Annotated in this window: 14 protein-coding genes; 6 read left to right on the forward strand and 8 right to left on the reverse strand. The window is 70.4% G+C overall.

Annotated elements, in window-relative coordinates; all coding sequences use genetic code 11:
* Positions 1 to 88: 88 nt before the first annotated feature.
* The 3 genes from ACFQS2_RS07555 (at position 89) to ACFQS2_RS07565 (ending at position 3,714) form a co-directional block, all read left to right on the forward strand.
* Entirely contained in the window at positions 89 to 1,147 is a 1,059-nt protein-coding gene (locus ACFQS2_RS07555; protein WP_377793224.1) for an LLM class flavin-dependent oxidoreductase, read from the forward strand.
* A gap of 214 nt (positions 1,148 to 1,361) precedes the next feature.
* On the forward strand, positions 1,362 to 3,365 hold the full coding sequence (locus tag ACFQS2_RS07560) for a transglycosylase domain-containing protein (protein ID WP_377793225.1): 2,004 nt from the start codon (positions 1,362 to 1,364) through the stop codon (positions 3,363 to 3,365).
* Positions 3,366 to 3,369: 4 nt separating this feature from the next.
* Complete coding sequence (locus tag ACFQS2_RS07565) at positions 3,370 to 3,714, forward strand: PASTA domain-containing protein (protein ID WP_377793226.1); 345 nt, start codon at positions 3,370 to 3,372, stop codon at positions 3,712 to 3,714.
* Between the two features lie 129 nt (positions 3,715 to 3,843).
* Here ACFQS2_RS07565 and ACFQS2_RS07570 read toward each other — a convergent pair whose 3' ends face one another.
* From ACFQS2_RS07570 to ACFQS2_RS07580, 3 genes are read right to left on the reverse strand one after another with little or no spacing between them, the layout of a single operon-like run.
* Positions 3,844 to 4,224, reverse strand: a complete 381-nt coding sequence (locus tag ACFQS2_RS07570; RefSeq protein ID WP_377793227.1) for a gas vesicle protein — start codon at positions 4,222 to 4,224, stop codon at positions 3,844 to 3,846.
* Positions 4,224 to 5,645 (reverse strand): SRPBCC family protein, encoded by a 1,422-nt coding sequence (locus ACFQS2_RS07575; RefSeq protein WP_377793228.1) that lies wholly within the window; start codon positions 5,643 to 5,645, stop codon positions 4,224 to 4,226. Before ACFQS2_RS07575 ends, ACFQS2_RS07570 begins: the two co-directional genes overlap by 1 nt.
* Positions 5,638 to 6,171 carry a hypothetical protein gene (locus tag ACFQS2_RS07580; RefSeq protein WP_377793229.1) on the reverse strand — a complete coding sequence of 178 codons (534 nt, stop codon included), beginning with the start codon at positions 6,169 to 6,171 and terminating at the stop codon, positions 5,638 to 5,640. Before ACFQS2_RS07580 ends, ACFQS2_RS07575 begins: the two co-directional genes overlap by 8 nt.
* 237 nt (positions 6,172 to 6,408) lie before the next feature.
* Between ACFQS2_RS07580 and ACFQS2_RS07585 the strand changes: the two genes are divergently transcribed.
* Entirely contained in the window at positions 6,409 to 7,467 is a 1,059-nt protein-coding gene (locus ACFQS2_RS07585; RefSeq protein ID WP_377793230.1) for a patatin-like phospholipase family protein, read from the forward strand.
* A 71-nt stretch (positions 7,468 to 7,538) separates the two neighbouring features.
* Here ACFQS2_RS07585 and ACFQS2_RS07590 read toward each other — a convergent pair whose 3' ends face one another.
* The 3 genes from ACFQS2_RS07590 to ACFQS2_RS07600 all read right to left on the reverse strand — a co-directional run bounded on the left by ACFQS2_RS07590 (position 7,539) and on the right by ACFQS2_RS07600 (position 9,692).
* Entirely contained in the window at positions 7,539 to 8,252 is a 714-nt protein-coding gene (locus tag ACFQS2_RS07590; protein WP_377793231.1) for an SOS response-associated peptidase, read from the reverse strand.
* Between the two features lie 109 nt (positions 8,253 to 8,361).
* Positions 8,362 to 9,171 carry a cytochrome c oxidase assembly protein gene (locus ACFQS2_RS07595; RefSeq protein ID WP_377793232.1) on the reverse strand — a complete coding sequence of 270 codons (810 nt, stop codon included), beginning with the start codon at positions 9,169 to 9,171 and terminating at the stop codon, positions 8,362 to 8,364.
* 5 nt (positions 9,172 to 9,176) lie between these two features.
* A complete protein-coding gene (locus ACFQS2_RS07600; protein WP_377793233.1) occupies positions 9,177 to 9,692 on the reverse strand; it encodes a DUF2243 domain-containing protein in 516 nt (171 codons plus the stop codon).
* A gap of 253 nt (positions 9,693 to 9,945) precedes the next feature.
* Here ACFQS2_RS07600 and ACFQS2_RS07605 point away from each other — a divergent pair, with 253 nt between their 5' ends.
* Positions 9,946 to 12,534 carry an S-layer homology domain-containing protein gene (locus ACFQS2_RS07605; protein WP_377793234.1) on the forward strand — a complete coding sequence of 863 codons (2,589 nt, stop codon included), beginning with the start codon at positions 9,946 to 9,948 and terminating at the stop codon, positions 12,532 to 12,534.
* A gap of 335 nt (positions 12,535 to 12,869) precedes the next feature.
* Here the strand turns inward: ACFQS2_RS07605 and ACFQS2_RS07610 are convergent, their stop codons facing one another.
* Entirely contained in the window at positions 12,870 to 13,043 is a 174-nt protein-coding gene (locus tag ACFQS2_RS07610; protein WP_377019286.1) for a hypothetical protein, read from the reverse strand.
* Between the two features lie 250 nt (positions 13,044 to 13,293).
* A complete protein-coding gene (locus ACFQS2_RS07615) occupies positions 13,294 to 14,202 on the reverse strand; it encodes a DUF6270 domain-containing protein (protein ID WP_377793235.1) in 909 nt (302 codons plus the stop codon).
* A gap of 203 nt (positions 14,203 to 14,405) precedes the next feature.
* Here ACFQS2_RS07615 and ACFQS2_RS07620 point away from each other — a divergent pair, with 203 nt between their 5' ends.
* The gene (locus ACFQS2_RS07620; RefSeq protein ID WP_377793236.1) at positions 14,406 to 16,328 is read left to right on the forward strand and encodes a glycosyltransferase; all 1,923 of its coding nucleotides are present in this window, start codon (positions 14,406 to 14,408) and stop codon (positions 16,326 to 16,328) included.
* The last annotated feature ends 106 nt before the right edge of the window (positions 16,329 to 16,434 follow it).

Below are 16,434 nucleotides of genomic sequence, written 5' to 3' on the forward strand. Positions count from 1 at the left end.
TCACCCGTACCGACAGACTCATGCGGCGGCACCCGGCCGGCACGCAAACCCCGGGAATGCGTGCCGGCCGACGGGCGTTGCGCCGCCAGTGACCGATACCGCGAACCCTGCCCTGTCCGTCCTCGATCTGGTGCCGGTGCGCACCGGTCAGAGCTCCGCCCACGCCGTGGCCTCATCCATGGCCCTGGCGCAGAGAGCCGACGAGCTCGAGTATCGCCGCTACTGGTTCGCCGAGCACCACAACATGGCGGCCGTCGCCTCCACGACGCCCCCGGTGCTGATCTCAGCGGCCGCCTCGCGCACCTCACGGATCCGCCTCGGCTCAGGCGGGGTGATGCTGCCCAACCACGCCCCGCTGATCGTGGCCGAGCAGTTCGCGGCGCTGGAGGCGATCGCCCCGGGCCGGATCGACCTGGGCCTGGGCCGCGCGCCGGGGAGCGATCCGGTGATCACACAGCTGCTGCGCCGCTCCGGCACCACCAGCGAGGCCCAGGAGTTCCCGCAGAACGTCCAGGAGATCATGGAGATCATGAGCCCGGACGGGGCGAGCTTCTCCTTCAGCAACGGCGGCACCTACGAGGCCCGAGCGACCCCGGCCGCGACCGCGTCGCCCGAGGTGTGGCTGCTGGGCTCGAGCGACTTCTCCGCCCGCCTCGCGGCGCAGCTGGGCCTGCCCTACGTGTTCGCCAACCACTTCGGTGCCCCGGGCCTCGAGCAGGCGATGACGCTGTACCGCGAGACGTACCAGCCCAGCGAGCGCCATCCCCAGCCGCAGTCCTTCCTCACGGCCAACGTCTCCGTCGCACCCACCGAGGAGGAGGCCCACCAGCGCGCCCTGCCGATGCTGCGACAGTTCGCCCGGATGCGCACCAACGCTCCGATGCGGCCGCTGGAGACCATCGAGGAGGTCCTGGCATCGCCCTCCGAGGGCGCCGAGGCGCAGGCCCTGGAGCAGGTGCGCTCCTCGTGGTTCATCGGCACCCCGGAACAGGTCGCTCCGCGGCTGCGCGAGTTCGCCGCCGCCAGCGGGGTGGAGGAGATCATGGTCTCCGGCTCCCTGGGCGCCTACGAGTCCGAGCCCCTCGATGAGCCGACGGGCAATGCCCAGACGCTCCAGCTGCTGGCCGAGGCGATGTTCACCGTCTGACCGCCCCGCACCGCTGGAGCCCCGCCGCGTCGTCACGGGCCTCCGCGCCGCACCGAGCGAGCCTGCACTCCGGCGCCGGGAGCATCGCGATGCGTGCCACGAGCCACCCACAGCGCCCTCGGCGCACAACGATCGCATTACATCGGCGACGCGCAGGCACAGGACCCGTGCTTGAACCTTCCGCGGTCGCATGTGCCCGCCATACCCTGGAAACATGGCCAGCACTCCGTCCACTTCCCCTTCCGGACGTCCCCTTCCCGTCGCCATGTTGCAGTTCCTGTACCTGCTGCTGGGGATGATCGCCGTCTCGGCGCTGGGGGGCGTGCTGCTCGCCGCCTTCTTCCTGCCGGCGGTCTCGGCCGCCTCCGCGGTCGCCGAGGACGGGGTGGAGCTGTTCGAGTCCTACCCGACCGAGCTCGAAGTCCAGCCCCTGAACGAGGCCAGCCGGATCGAGGCGGCCGACGGATCATTGCTGGCGACCTTCTACACCGAGAACCGCATCATGGTGCCGCTGGAGAAGATCTCGCCGCACATGCAGCATGCAGTGATCGCGGTCGAGGACCGCCGGTTCTACGAGCACGGCGGCGTGGACCTCAAGGGGACCGCGCGCGCCTTCCTCAGCAACATGGGCGGTGGCCCCACGCAGGGCGGATCGACGCTGACCCAGCAGTACGTCAAGAACGCCCTGCTGATGGATGCGGTCCAGCGCGGCGACCAGGAAGACATCAAAGAGGCCACGGAACAGACCTACGGGCGCAAGGCGCGTGAGGCGAAGCTGGCGATCTCGCTGGAGAAGCGCTGGAGCAAGGACGAGATCCTCAACGCCTACCTCAACGTCGCCCAGTTCGGCCCCTCCCAATACGGCGTCGAGACCGGCGCCCGGCACTACTTCTCCAAGAACGCTGCCGATCTGAATCCGGGCGAGGCGGCGCTGCTGGCGGGCGTGACCAACGGCCCGAACCAGTACGACCCGGTGGACCATCCCGAGGCGGGCGAGCAGCGCCGCAACGAGGTGCTCGCGGACATGCGCAGCGAGGGCTACATCACCGAGGAGGAGTACACCCAGTACACCGAGCAGCCGGTGGAGGACATGCTGCAGATCCAGAACGTGCGGGCAGGCTGCGCCGACGCGGGCCGCAGCGGGTTCTTCTGCGACTACGTCACCCGCACCCTGCTCAGTGACCCCGAGTTCGCCCCGACGTACGAGGAGCGCCAGAAGCTGCTCTACGGGGGCGGGCTGACCATCCGCACCACGCTGGATCCGGTCAAGCAGAAGATCGCCGGGGAGATCCTCGAACGCCGCGTGCCCGGGGATGCGCAGCACGGCTTCGGCCACTCGATCGTGACCGTCGAGCCGGGCACCGGCAACATTCTCACGATGGCCGAGAACCGTACGTTCAACCCGTATCAAGAGGTCAATCCGGGTGAGACGGCGATCAACTACAACGTCCCCAAGGCCCTCGGCGGCTCCAGCGGCTTCCCCGTCGGCTCCACGTTCAAGCCCTTCGTGCTCCAGGAATGGCTGGAGACGAACCACAGCATCACCGACAGGGTGAGCACGGTGCGCGAGCCCATGTCCCGCTTCCCCGCGAAGTGCCTGCCTCGCGGCGCGTGGCGGGAGAACCCCGGGTACAACCCGGACAACGCCGTCTCGGTGCGGATCTCCCCCATGGAGACCGCGCTGAACGCCACGAAGTTCTCGATCAACACCGCGTACGCGAACATGGCCCGGCAGCTGGATCTGTGCGACATCGCCGAGGGCGCGCGGGAGCTCGGCGTGGTCCCCGCGACCCACGATCCCGCGGATCCGCAGACGTGGGACGCCAGCATCGAGGACATCTACGGCACCGAACTGGCCCCGGCCGTGATCGTGCTCGGTGAGGTGCGCATCTCCGCGCTGGACATGGCAGGCGCCTATGCGACCTACGCCGCCGGCGGGACGTATTGCAAGCCGCAGGCGGTCACCGAGGTCATCGACCGCAACGGCGAGGCCATGCCGATCTCCGGGGCCGAATGCCATCAGGCGGTGGACAAGAAGGTCGCCGACACCATGGCCTGGACCCTCGAGCAGGACCTCGAGGACCCCCGCGCCACCGGCAAGGGCAAGATCATCGAGGGCCACCCCGCCGGCGGCAAGACCGGCACCTCCGGCTCCCAGTTCCACACCTGGTACGTCGGCTTCACNCAACATCTCCCCCGGCGGCTTCCCGGTCGATGACCAGATGCTCCGCCACGGCCACGTGTGGGGCAACACCGTCTCCCTGCCCACCTGGCAGGAGTACATGACGCGCGTCCACGAGGGCCTGCCCAGCGAACCCTTCCCGTCCGCACCGGCAGCGACGAAGGCGCCCCCGCCGCAGGCGGATCAGAACGGCGGGGTCCCCTCCGTCTCCGGCATGTATCTCTCCCAGGCCAAAGCCACGCTGCAGGCAGCCGGCTACAACTACGAGGTGCGCAACGAGCCCTCGAGCACGGTGGGCAAATGGTACGTGATCGGCACTGATCCGCCTGCCGGCACCCCGCTGCCCCAGGGCGAGACGGTGGTCATCCGCCAGTCCACCGGGTAAGGGGCCGACGGTCCGGGCTCCGGGGCGAGGCACCCCGGCGCTGGAGCCCGCCCGCGCGCCTCGCCCGCCCGCGCGCCTCGCCCGCCGGCGGGTCTCGCCGCGGCTCCTCCCCCGGCCTGGAGCGGAGCCTCAGCTCTCGACGCGTCCGCGGGTGTAGCGGGATTCGCGCTTGTACGAGGTCAGCTCGCCTCGATCGTCGACGTACACGCTGTACTCGGCCAGGATGTCCGTGGTGTCCGGGACCCGACGGGATTCGAGGAACTCGAGACTCACCTTCCAGCCGTCCTCCTGGCGTTCGACCGCGATGACGGACTCGGGAACCCGACCGGTCAGCTCCGCGAGGTGACCGGTCGAGCGGCGAACCGCTCCCTTGGCCGTCAGCACCTTCTTCCGCCGGCGCCGGCCGGAGGGCTTCTTCTCGGCGCGGGACCCTCTGTCCTGACGGCCCTGCTCCTTCTCGTCCTCAGTCCCGTCGCCGCCCGGGTCGTTGTTCTGCGAGGCCTGTGCCATCACGAGGAACCGCTGGTGTCGTCGGAGTCGACCTCGACGTACTCGAAGTCGCCGTCCTCCTCCTGGGCAGGCTCGTCGGGCTCGGTGCTGGCGTCCTGCTCGGTGCTGCCACCGTCCTCGTCGGACGTGCCGTCGGCTTTCTCAGTACCGTCGCCCTCGGCGCCGTCGCTCTGGCCACCGCCTTCGTCGGTGCCGCCGTTCTGGCCGTCGTCACCGTTCTCGGTGTCGCCGTCCTGCCCAGCGCCGCCGTCTTCGCCGGTGCCGCCGTCCTGGCCCTCGCCACCGTCGCTCCGGTCGCCCTCGCTGTCCTGCTCAGGGCTGGCCGAATCCTGCTCCGTGCCGGCTGATTCCTGCTCGGCATCTGCAGCGTCGGAGCTCTCGCCAGCGTCGGCCTCGGAGGTTCCGTCGCCGCCTGAGGACTCGTCGGACTGGTCGCGGTTCTCATCGTCGGCGTCGGCCGATTCGTCCTGCGGACTCTCCTCGTCGTCCTGAGCCTGCTGATCGTGCTGATCCTGGTCGTGCTGACTCTGCTGGTCCTGTTCGCCCTGCTGACCCTGTGCAGCGCGTTCGGCCTCGAGGCCCTCCTCGTGCGTGCGCACCACTTCGCTGTCGCGGATCTCCCCGCGCCAGCCCTCGACGGCGTCCTCGTCCAGGATCGTCTGCGTCATGACGTAGCGGGCGAAGAGCCGGGCCTCGACGCGGATGCGTCGGCCGACTGGGCGTCCCATGTTGCCGACCTTCTCGACGAAGCCCTGGGGGTAGTAGTTGACGACGATGAGGATGCGCGTCAGGCGCGGGCCGAGCTCGTGGAACGTGACAGCGCCGTCGAGGTGCCCCTTCTCGCCCTTCGAGCGCCAGACGATCTGCTCGTCGGCAACCTGCTGGACGATGGTGGATTCCCAGGTGCGGTGAGAGAGGAACACCTGGCCCTTGAACTCCACCTTCTCCTCGGACTGCTGCTCCGCGTTCTCGACCTTCTTCATGAAGCCGGTCCAGTCCTGGAACTGCGTCCACTGGTTGTAGGCGACCCTGACGGGCACCCCGACCTCGACCGTCTCGACGATATTGGAGAACTTCTTGACCTCCGACGATCCACCCGAGGACGACCCACCGGATGAACCGGGGGTCAGTTTCTCCTTGGCTCCCGCAGCCAGCGCAGAGGCGCCCGCGGTCGCCGGGTTCTTGCCTTCGCCGAGCTTCTCGGCGCCCTTCTTCAGCCCCTCGCCGGCGGCGCCGCCCTCCCCCGGTGTCATGGACTCCGCGAAGTCGTTGAGCTTGTCGGTCAGGGCGGAGGTGCCCTTCTCGGCGAGCGCCGAGGCGTACTCGGTCAGGTCCGATCTCAGATCATCGAGGGGAAGCTGCTCCAGGGCGCTCTTCCACCACGGCTTGGTCGAGGTGTCCTCGGCGGTGCGCTCACTCATCGGACTCACCCTTCCGGTCCGTGCTCTCAGCCTGGTCGGTGTTCTCAGCGCTGCCGCTCGCCTCGTCCTCGCTCGACGTCCCGCCCTCGACCGGCTCCTCGGACGAGTTCTCCGCGCTGCTCGCGGCCGACTCGGAGGAGTCAGAGGAATCCGAGACCTCTGACGAGTCGGAGGATTCGGAAGACCCTGATGACTCGGGCTGGGAGGATTCGGCGGTCTCGGAGGCGGACCCGTCGCGCAGCTGCGCCGTGCGCTGCTGGAGGTTCTCGCTGAGGGTGTGGATGCCCTTGCCTGCCGCTGCGGTCGCGGCCCCGGTCGCGGCCGTGGCCAGGCCTGTGGTGATCTGCTGGGTGAGCGCCTTGGCCTCGTCGGACTCCATCAGAGACGAGCGGACCGACTCCAGGCCGCGACCACCCTGTTTGACGGCGATGTACCCCAGCACAAGCGCTGCGAGTTTCGCCTGTCGTCCGCGACCCAGGACGTACCCGCCCAGCAGTCCGAGCGCTAACTTCGATCTCGCGTTCATGGATCTACTCCTCACGGGAGGATCGGCGCCGTCGGCCGATGATGCGGCAAGTGTTATCCCGCCCTCGCAGGCGGTCAATGCCTTGCCGCTCCCGCGCCTGCGAGGACGGCTTCGGCGCAGGCTTCGCCCCTGATAGCGGGGCTGTTCGCGCTCCTGCCGAGGAGGCGAACACTCGGTAAGTCGGAGGTCCGGTGGTCTCCGCGGCAGGGCAGCGCGGCGTTGGCCTACCCTGTGCGGATGCCGAACGCCCGCCCCTCCCTGCCGTCACCGGACCCGGGCGCGGAGACCCGGCGCGTCGATCTCGTGCTGGAGGGCGGCGGGGTCAGAGGCATCGCGCTGGCCGGCGCGATCGAGGTGCTCGAGGAGCACGGGTATCGCATCAACCGGGTCGCCGGCTCGTCCGCCGGGGCGATCGCCGGCGCTCTGGTCACCGCGGGGGTGCCGGCGACGACGATGGTCCAGATCCTCCGCGAGACCGACTACTCGCGATTCGCCGACGGCCCCTGGTGGACCCGGTTCCTGCTCGGCAAGGCTCTGGCGATTCTGCTGCACCTCGGCGTGCACCGCGGCGACACCCTCGCCAGCTGGCTCGAGGAGCAGCTGGCCGAGTACGGCGGTCCCGACCGCACCGGCACGTTCGCCGATCTCCTCTGCCACGATCCACACCTCGGCAGCGACGGGCAGGAGGAGCAGCAGTTCCGCCTGGTCGTGACCGCCTCGGATCTCTCCGCCGGTCGCCTGCGCTTCCTGCCGACGGACGGCGCCGAGTTCGGGACCGATCCCGCGCAGCTGCGGGTCGTCGATGCCGTCCGTGCCTCGGTGGCGATCCCGCTGTTCTTCCGGCCGGTGCGGTGGCGCAGCCGGCGGGGCGGGCCGGCGTGGCTGGTCGACGGCGGAATGCTGTCGAACTTCCCGGTCTCCGTGTTCGACCTGCCCGAGGGGCAGGTGCCGCGCTGGCCCACGTTCGGCATCAAGCTCTCGGCGCGGCCGCCGGACGGGACCGGCACGGTCAACAGGATCACGGGCCCGCTGTCCTACGGCAAGGCGGTGGTGGACACCGTCACCGGGTTCTACGACCGCCAGCACATCGAGGATTCGCACGCGCGGGCGCGCACGATCTTCATCGACACCGACGCCGTCGGCCCCACCAAGTTCTCCCTCTCGGACGAGGAATGCGAGTTGCTGTACACGCGGGGCCGGCAGGCTGCGACCGACTTCCTCGAGGGCACGGCCGATCAGCCGGCGTGGGACTTCCAGGAGTACCTCGCGCGGTACCGCTCCCCCGTACGGACGTGACGCTCCAACGCCCCGTCGTGCTCCCCTGCCCCGCTCATCTCCGACCATCCGGCCAGCCGCGAGGCTGACGCTCAGCCGAGGATGAGCGGCGCGATCAGGCCCGGGTCGGTGCGGTTCACCGTGCGGGTGTTGTTGACCCGGCGATCCACCGGGTGGGTGACCAGGGTCTGGGCCTGGCGCTCGGAGACATCCCCGAGCTCGCCATGCAGGCGCTCCCTGCCGGTGGCGTCGAGCTTGCCGGGGGCGAGCCAGTCCGCCAGCAGATCCTCATCGAGGAAGGCGGGCATGCGGTCATGGACATCCCCGGCGGCGTCACGGGCTTCCCGGGTGATGATCGTGAAGCTGACGTCCCATTCGCCGTCCGCGTTCTGGGCGGCGGTGGTGAGGCCGGCCGCGTGCAGCAGGCGCTCATCGGTGGGGTGGACGTAGTAGGGCTGCTTGCCGGTCTCGGTCTCGACCCATTCGTAGTACCCGGACATCGGCACCACCGCCCGGGAGGAGGCGAAGGCCGCGCGGAACATGCCGTTGCTCGCGGCGGTCTCGAAGCGGGCGTTGATCGGCCGCGGCCCCTTCTCCTTCGCCCAGGAGGGCTGGAAGCCCCAGCGGGCGAGCTCGAGGGTGCGCTGCAGCTGCCCGCTCTCGTCGACGTACTCGCGGACGACGGGGGCCTTGGTGCGCGGTGCGATGGAGAAGATCGGGTACCAGTCCAGCTCACGCGCGGGCTGGGCCGCATAGGCACGCATCTGCCCCTCGGCATCGATTTCGAGCACATAGCGTCCGCACATGGTGGCGTCTCCTCCGACTCGGTGGCCACGATCGTACTGGGCACCGGGGACGTTCGGGCCCGCTGGAGCGGGTCTTCGGTGGATGCGCCGCTCAGCCGGTGGGCGCCGCTCAGCCAGCCAGCGCCGCGGCGCCGGCCCGGGGCCGGGTCGCCACGTACCACTGGTGCAGCAGCAGCACGATGAGCGCGACATCGATGGCGTCACCGCCGTAGTACATGAGCTGCGCGCCTGCCCGGCCGTCATCGGGCGCGACGCCGGCCGGCGGACTGGCCCAGAGCCATTTCGCGAGGATCGAGTGCCCCGCGATGAACGCGACGAGCACCGCCGAGCGCACCGGGATCGAGGCCCGGTGGGGAGTCGGATCCGCCCCGATCAGCGACGCGGTGAAGAGGTACCCGGCGAGCACGATGTGGGCATGCACGAGGGCATGGACCAGCGCCGAGGAGTGCATCAGCGGGTACAGGCCCGTGGTGTACAGCAGCCACAGCCCGCCGAGGTTGAGGACACCGGCGACCGCCGGATGGGTGAGCGCCCGGATCACTGCAGTGCGCAGCAGCCGCGACAGTCTCCGGGCCCCCGTCACCGGGAGCGCCCGCAGCGCCAGGGAGACCGGCGAGCCGAGCACCAGCAGCAACGGGCCGAGCATCCCCGCCAGCAGGTGCCCGGCCATGTGCGCGGTGAAGCTGGTGTGGGCGGCCTCGGCCAGCGGGCCGACGAGCCCTGCTGCGACACATCCCAGTCCGGCGAACCAGGCCATGCTGCGCCGGGCCGGCCACGGGCTGCGGCCGCGAGCCGCCCACAGCGCGAGCGCGTACCCCGCCGCGGCCACCAGGAGCACAGCCCCGACGGCGCCCTCGAACAGCGCCCATCCGGCGGCATCCGACGCGGCGAGTGCGCCATGGTCGTGCTCGTGGTCCATGGCCGTCAGTCGGCAGTGCCGGTCGAGCGCACCGGGCGGGTGCGCCACAGCATCAGCACGCCGCTCACCAGCACGAGCGCGGAGGAGCCGATCCACACGGCGTCGTACGGCAGCAGGTCCACGCCGTAGCGGATCTGGTGGATCCGCAGCAGCTTGTGGTCCACGACCCCGTCGAAGAGCTGGAACGCTCCGATGCCCGTGATCACGGCCGCGATCCAGCGCGACCACCTGAGCTCGGCGCGGCGACGGACGTCGGCCAGCAGGAACAGCCCCCACACGGTGACGAACCAGGCGACGGCATGGAAGAAGCCGTCAGCGGTCAGCGCCACGCCCGCGGTGGAGAGGTCATAGAAGTGGTGCCACTGCAGGACCAGGTGGAAGATGAACAGGTCGATGATCGAGGCCGCGATCCCGCAGCCGAACAGGACTCCCGAGGCCACGGTCCGACGGTCCGGATCGGGCGCCGCGTGGCGTCGCGCGCCGGTGGCGCCGCGTCGTGCGCCCGGCTCTGCAGCGCTCATCGTGGCCTCCTCCGCTCGGCGGCGCTCGGCGATGCGCCCATTGTTCTGGCCGCCCACACACCGGGCAACGGTCGTGACCGAGCGGTTCCGCGCCGATGCCGCAGATGGTGACGCACCGACACCCAACCGTGACCGAATGCCCTGCCGGCGGGTGGACGGGGCCATTACTGTTCGTTCTGTCGGCTGGTCCCCTGTGGCGCCCCGACCCCTCCCCCACCTCGGTGCGCTGCGCCCATCTCGGAATGATGCCCTTATGCCTCTGGCCTCCCCTGCCCGGATCTTCCGTCTCCGCCCCGTTCGTGTCGTCGGCTGGACCGCCCTGGCCTTCGCCGGGCTGACCATCACCTCCGGCCTCGCCCACGCCGAGGAGGCATCCCCGCCCGCGCCCTCCGTCGCTGCCGAGGCCGTCGCCGCGCCGGAGGCGCAGCACGTCCCGACCGAAGCCCACGACGCCCCGGCCACCCCGAGCGAGGCACCGCCCGAGGTCCCGGCGAGCGCAGCCGACGCCCAGGACGTCCCGCCGAGCCCGGTGGCTAAGGGCGAGGACGAGGACGAGCAGACGGCGTCTGCCGGCGAGCACGCAGCCGCGGACACCGACGGCCGGGCCGCGGCACGAGCCGACGAGGTGCCGCCGAGCGAAGCCGGTCAGGCTGTCCCGCAGGCCGCTACGGGTGAGGCCGGTCAGGCTCCGCCGGAGGACGCTTCGGGCGAGGCTGATCAGGCGCTCAAGCGCGACACTGAGGCCGAGACCGACCGGGATGTCCCGACCGGCGCTGCGGATGTGACCGGCCAGGACGCTCCGGCCCAGTCTCCGGAGGGCGAGGAGAACGACACCGTCCCCGCCGCCGGCACGGACTCGGACACCGCGCCGGTCGGCCCCGAAAACCCGCGGCACGAGGATGCCGACAGGGACCTCGCGGCGGAGCTCGAGAACGAGAGCGCCGACGAAGACCCCGCGGCGGACGCCGAGACGGAGAATGCGGGCGAAAACTCCGCGACAGATGCCGAGGACGAGAACCCTGCCGAGGAACTCGTGACGGACGTCGAGGACGAGGGGGCGCCGGCCGACGCCGACACCATCGAGGACGACGTCGCGGACACCGCCGAGGTCCCCGAGGCCGCCGGCGACCTCCCCCTGGACGGGCCGGGCGCGCTGCCCGCCTCGATGCTCGTCGAGCAGCGGGCCTTCAGCGTCACCGCGACGAGCTCGCGCCGCGGGTTCACGGACGTCCCGGCCGGGATGATGTACGCCGACGAGATCCTGTGGATGCAGCGCGAGGGCTACGCGACCGGGTGGCCCGACGGCACGTACCGCCCGCTCGAGGACATCAATCGCGACGCGTTCGTGGCGATGATCTACCGCGTCCACGCCCCCACGAAGTACGTGGCTCCTCAGCGCAGCCGCTTCGTCGACGTCGGCACGGACAACATGTACTACCGCGAAATCTCCTGGGCCGCCCAGCAGGGGATCACCACCGGGTGGTCCGACGGCACGTTCCGCCCGCTGGACTCGATCGACCGCGACGCCGCCCTGGCGATGATGCAGCGCTCCTTCGGCGGGGGCGTGCCTGCCCCGTCCCGCTCACCGTTCACGGACGTCACCCCGCGAACACAGCACTACGGGGCGATGGCCTGGGGCTACGCCAACGGCGTCACCACCGGCTGGTCCGACGGCAGCTTCCGCCCGCAGGACGGCATCCACCGTGACGCGATGGCGGTGATGATGCACCGCCTGGTCGTGCTCGGCCCGGATTCCCAGCGCGGCCTGACCAGCGGCCCCACCGGCACGCATTGGGCCTCGCACGGCGGCAGCTCATTGATCGGCAAGCCCTCCGGGTACCAGTACCGCTACGGCTCCGGGCTGCGGCAGGATTTCGCCGGCGGCTCGGTGCTGTACTCCCCGTCGTCGAACTCCGCCGTGATCATCCGCGGTGAGGCGAAGCGGCTCTACGACGCCCGGGGCGGGCAGGCCGGCTTCGGCATGCCCATCACTCCGCAGATCTCCGCGGCGGGCAGCACCGCCCTGCAGTTCGCCGAGGGCGGGATCTACTCCACCGACGGATTCACGTTCGTCGTCACCGGAGCGATGTACGACAACTACCGGTCCCTCGGCGGCGTCCGCAGCTACCTCGGCGCCCCGATCGGCAACCAGCGCACCGGCAGCTCCGGCATCACCTACCAGAGCTTCAAGGGCGGCCAGCTCACCTCCCCCACCTTCCACAACGCGCCCCCGCCGACCACCGTCTCGGGCGGGACGCGCATCAGCTACCGCACCCTGGCCAGCGGCGCCCGCGGTGATGACGTGTACGCGGTCCAGGTGAAGGTCGGGGCCACGGCCGACGGGAAGTTCGGCCCCCAGACCCGCGCGGCCGTGATGCGCTACCAGCGTGAGCAGGGCCTGCCGGCCACCGGCATCGTCGACATGCGCACGTGGGCGAGGATCATGTCGGTCCCCAACCAGCGCTTCGACGGCACCAACGGGCGGCTGGCCGCGAACCAGCTGACCGTGATCGCCCCGAACTGGACGCTGCCGAACCAGGCCGCCGCCGCGTTCACCGCGATGCAGCGCGCCTTCACCGCCGCCACGGGCCGCACGTTCACGCTCAACGACGCCTACCGTCCGATCGACCGGCAGATCCAGTTGCTGGTGGCGTTGGGCCGGCCAACCGCCGCTTTCGCGGGCACCTCCCCGCACGGCGATGCCCGCCGGGGCGCGGTGGATATCCAGGTCACCCGCGGGGATGTCACCCACCGGTGGTTGGTCGCCAACGCCTCCCGCTACGGTTTCGGGCAGACCTCCTGGCAGGCGAGGAACGAGCCTTGGCACTGGGAGCGGCGGTAAAGATCGCACCTCCGCGTGAGGTCCTGGCGCGCCCGAGAGCCGCGAATGGCTCGCGGTGCTCGCGCGCGCCTTCCAGCTGCTCGACGTGAAGGATGTCCTCGAGTTCGACCGGGTGCTGGAGACAACGCCGGAGGACATGGAGAGCCACCGTCTTGTCCTGCGAGCGGCGCGCCAGCACCGGTGGAGGAGATCGCCTCGTGCACGGTACGGGCGGTGGAGCGTGCGGAGTCCGCTGCCTCCACGGCGAACTCGAAGGTGCTTCTGCATCCCAGTTCGGCGAAATCGGTGGTGCGTTCGAGCAACGCAGTCTCTGGCGGTGTGATCCAGTTCCGAGGTCATCTCGGATCGATGCCGATCATGAGGCCGTCACGGCGCGGCGGTGGATCGATGCCGCCGGCGAGCTCCGCGACGGGGTGAAGCAGACCGGCGGCGCCGGCGTCGATGCCGCCCAGCGGTTCGGCGGCAGCACGGTGGAACGGGCTCGCTCCGCGCGCGGCGGAGTCTCCCACGGGATCGGCGATCGGCTCCGGCCGCGCGGGAGAGGCAGCGCGGAGGAAGACGTCTAGGACGGCGTCGCGAGGCTGTCATGCGGGCGTACTGGAAAGGCATCTCCACGTGCTGGTGAGACGGCACGTATCGGCCGTTCAATCCCGTCAAGCGGGACGCCATGGCGGCGCTCCGGCAGCGATTCGATGGGATGGGCTCGGACCGCGACAGGGCCGTCCGAGCTATTCGAGCGGTCCTGATCTCGCGGGAAACCTATTCTTCGTTATCCGCGTCGCTCGATGACGCAGCCGACGGGTTCGCGTCGTGCCTGCCGCCATCTGACTCATCCTCAGCCGGCGCTGACCCGGCAGCAGGACCGCTCGCCGCCACGCCGTCCTCCGCGGTCGCACCAGACGTCGACTCGCCGCGGCCGAGCTGTGCGAGCAGCCTGTCGACGATCTCCTCGTACACATCCTGCGTGTAGTGGAAGGGTGCCAGCCCCCAGCGGTGCTCGGGATCGGCGAGCACCTTGTCCTCGGGGAACTCGAGCATGGAGAAGCCGATGTCGCGCAGGTGGTCGTAGTAGCGGCGGTACGCCTCGTTCGCCTCGTCGGCGCTGGTCCCCATGCTGGCCGGCGTCGGCTGTCCGGCGACGGTGGTCCGCGCCCACGGCACGTGCAGCACGACGGTCCGTCCGAACAGACCCATCGAGCGCAAGTTCCTGCGGAACTCATCGGCACGCTCGGCCCACGCCGCGAAGTGCTCATCCGTCCCGAAGGCGATGTGGCGGGCGTCCTCGACCACGGCGAGCGCCTCCGGCACGGCGATCAGATCGATGCTGCGGGTGACCACGGTGCCGTCGTCGAACACGTGCACCCCGTGCCGCTCGTCCGTGAGGTCCCACAGCAGGATGTCGGTGCGGCCGCGGACGCTCCTGACGCGGGTCTCGACGTCACCGGCGAAGTCGGAGGCCATCATCCGCTTCTGGAACCGGTGGGCGACCTGCGCATCGGCCGGGAACTTGGCGGAGAGGTCGTGGCCGGCCGAGAGGAGCGACTGGCGGGCGATGTAGTCGACGACCGCGAGGCGGCCGTGCCCGGCGAGGTCCACGGAATCGCGCGCGACACAGCTGCCGTACACGGTGACGCGCACGGGCGTCCTGTCGGCCGGCTGCTGGGTCACGGTTCTCCTCCCGCGTCTTCTGACGCCCCGGCCTGGCCGGAGCAGACGCCAGGGTACCGCCGCCACTTCCGACCGCCCCCGGCCAACCCCCGCCCTGTGGCGCTCCCGACAGCCCATCCCGACCGCCCGCCTACGCTTTGCGAGGCAGGTCACCGTGGGACCATGAGACGCCCGTCCGTCCGCTCCCCAGCCCAGAGGTGCCCATGCCCGCGCAGTCCCCGTCCCGTCTGCAGACCATCCGCACCGGCCTGTGGCATCTGCGCAAGGGCGGGATCAGCCAGCTGCGCACGTGGCAGCAGCGTCGGCGCACCGTCACCTACGGAGTGGGGGATGGCGTGGGGAGCTTCGACGGTGAAGGGCGCCTGTCCTTCCCACCCCTGAAGCTCCCGGAGCGCGCCCCGCACCTGACCGGCCTGCGTGCCGCGGTGATTCTCGACGACTTCTCGATGCTCGCCTGGAGCCACGAGTTCGAGACGGTCGCCGTCACCCCGCAGCGGTGGCGTGAGCAGCTCTCCGAAACTCCCGTGGACCTGCTGCTGGTGGAGTCCGCCTGGCACGGCAACCGGGACCTCTGGCAGTACCAGCTCACCGGTTCGAAGGCCCCGACTCAGCCGCTGCGCGAGCTCGTGGACCACTGCCGGGAGCACGCCATCCCCACGGTCTTCTGGAACAAGGAGGATCCGCCGCACTTCGAGGACTTCCTGCCCACCGCGAAGCTGTTCGATCAGGTCTTCACCACCGACGTGACGCTCCTGCCGCGCTACCGGCAGGAGCTGGGCCATGACCGGGTCGCGGTGCTGCCGTTCGCGGCGCAGTCCGCGGTGCACAACCCGATCCGCCTCAAGCACGGCCACCAGGCGCGCGACGTCGCCTTCGCCGGCATGTACTTCGCGCACAAGTTCCCCGAGCGCCGCGAGCAGATGGACATGCTGCTCGGCGGGGCGCTGGACGCCTCGGCGCGGATGGGCAAGGGCCTGGAGGTCTTCTCCCGTTTCCTCGGCGACGACGAGCGCTACCAGTTTCCCGGCGCGCTGGCCGACCGCGTCGTGGGATCCCTCAGCTACGACCGGATGCTCACCGCCTACAAGGCGTACAAGGTGTTCCTCAACGTGAACTCCGTGACCACGAGCCCGTCGATGTGCGCCCGCCGGATCTTCGAGATCACCGCCTCCGGCACGCCCGTGGTCTCGGCCCCCTCCCCCGCCATCGGCGAGTTCTTCACCGAGGACGAGGTCCCCGTGGTCAGCGAACGGGAGGAGGCCGCGCAGGTGGTGCGGGCGCTGGTGCGCTCCCCCGAGCTGCGCGACCGCACCGTGCACCTCGCCCAGCGCCGCGTCTGGCATGAGCACACCTACACCCACCGCGCCCGCCAGGTGCTCGATACCGTCGGCCTCGGGGGGAAGGCCGGGAAGATCGGATTGCCCGGCGGGGCGGGTCTGCCGACTGTGAGCATCATGGCCGCGACCAACCGGCCCGAGCAGCTCGAACATCTCGTCTCCCAGGTGGCCGGACAAGCGGGCGTGGAGCGTCAGCTGCTGCTGGTCACCCACGGCTTCGCGTCCCCCGCTGCGACCGCCGAGCGGACGCGGGAGCTCGGCGTCGAGAACGTGGTGGTCCTCGAGGCCCCCGGCAGTTGGAGCCTCGGCGCGTGCCTGAACGCCGCGATCGAGCGGGCTGAGGGGGAGGTCGTGGCCAAGATGGACGACGACGACCTCTACGGCCAGTTCTACCTGCACGATCTGCTGCGGGCGCGCGAGTTCTCCGGGGCCGACGTGGTGGGCAAGCACGCCCACTACATGTATCTGGCCGGGACCGATGCGACGCTGCTGCGCTTTCCCTGGATGGAGCATCGCTTCACCGACCGGGTGATGGGACCGACGGTCACCGCCGGCCGCGACGTCTTCGTGACCCACCCCTTCGCGGACGTCTCCCGTGGGGAGGACACCGGTTTCCTCGAGGCCGTCGTCGCGGCGGGTGGCCGCGTCTACTCCGCGGACCGCTTCAACTTCACCCAGATGCGCCACGGCGAGGTGGGCGGCCACGCGTGGTCCGCGAGCGACCGGGAGCTGCTGGCGACCGGCGATGTGGCGTGGTTCGGGCGCAACGACGCCCATGTGATGGTTTGAGGTCTCCCGGCCTCGGGCTCCCCGACGAGCGGTGCTCTCGCCAGCTTGTGCATGACCCGTCAGGGAGCGGTCTCCGAGAACGGCGGCACCAACGTCCGCTCGCAGA

Source organism: Brachybacterium sp. GCM10030267, from assembly GCF_042666875.1.
Taxonomy (GTDB): domain Bacteria; phylum Actinomycetota; class Actinomycetes; order Actinomycetales; family Dermabacteraceae; genus Brachybacterium.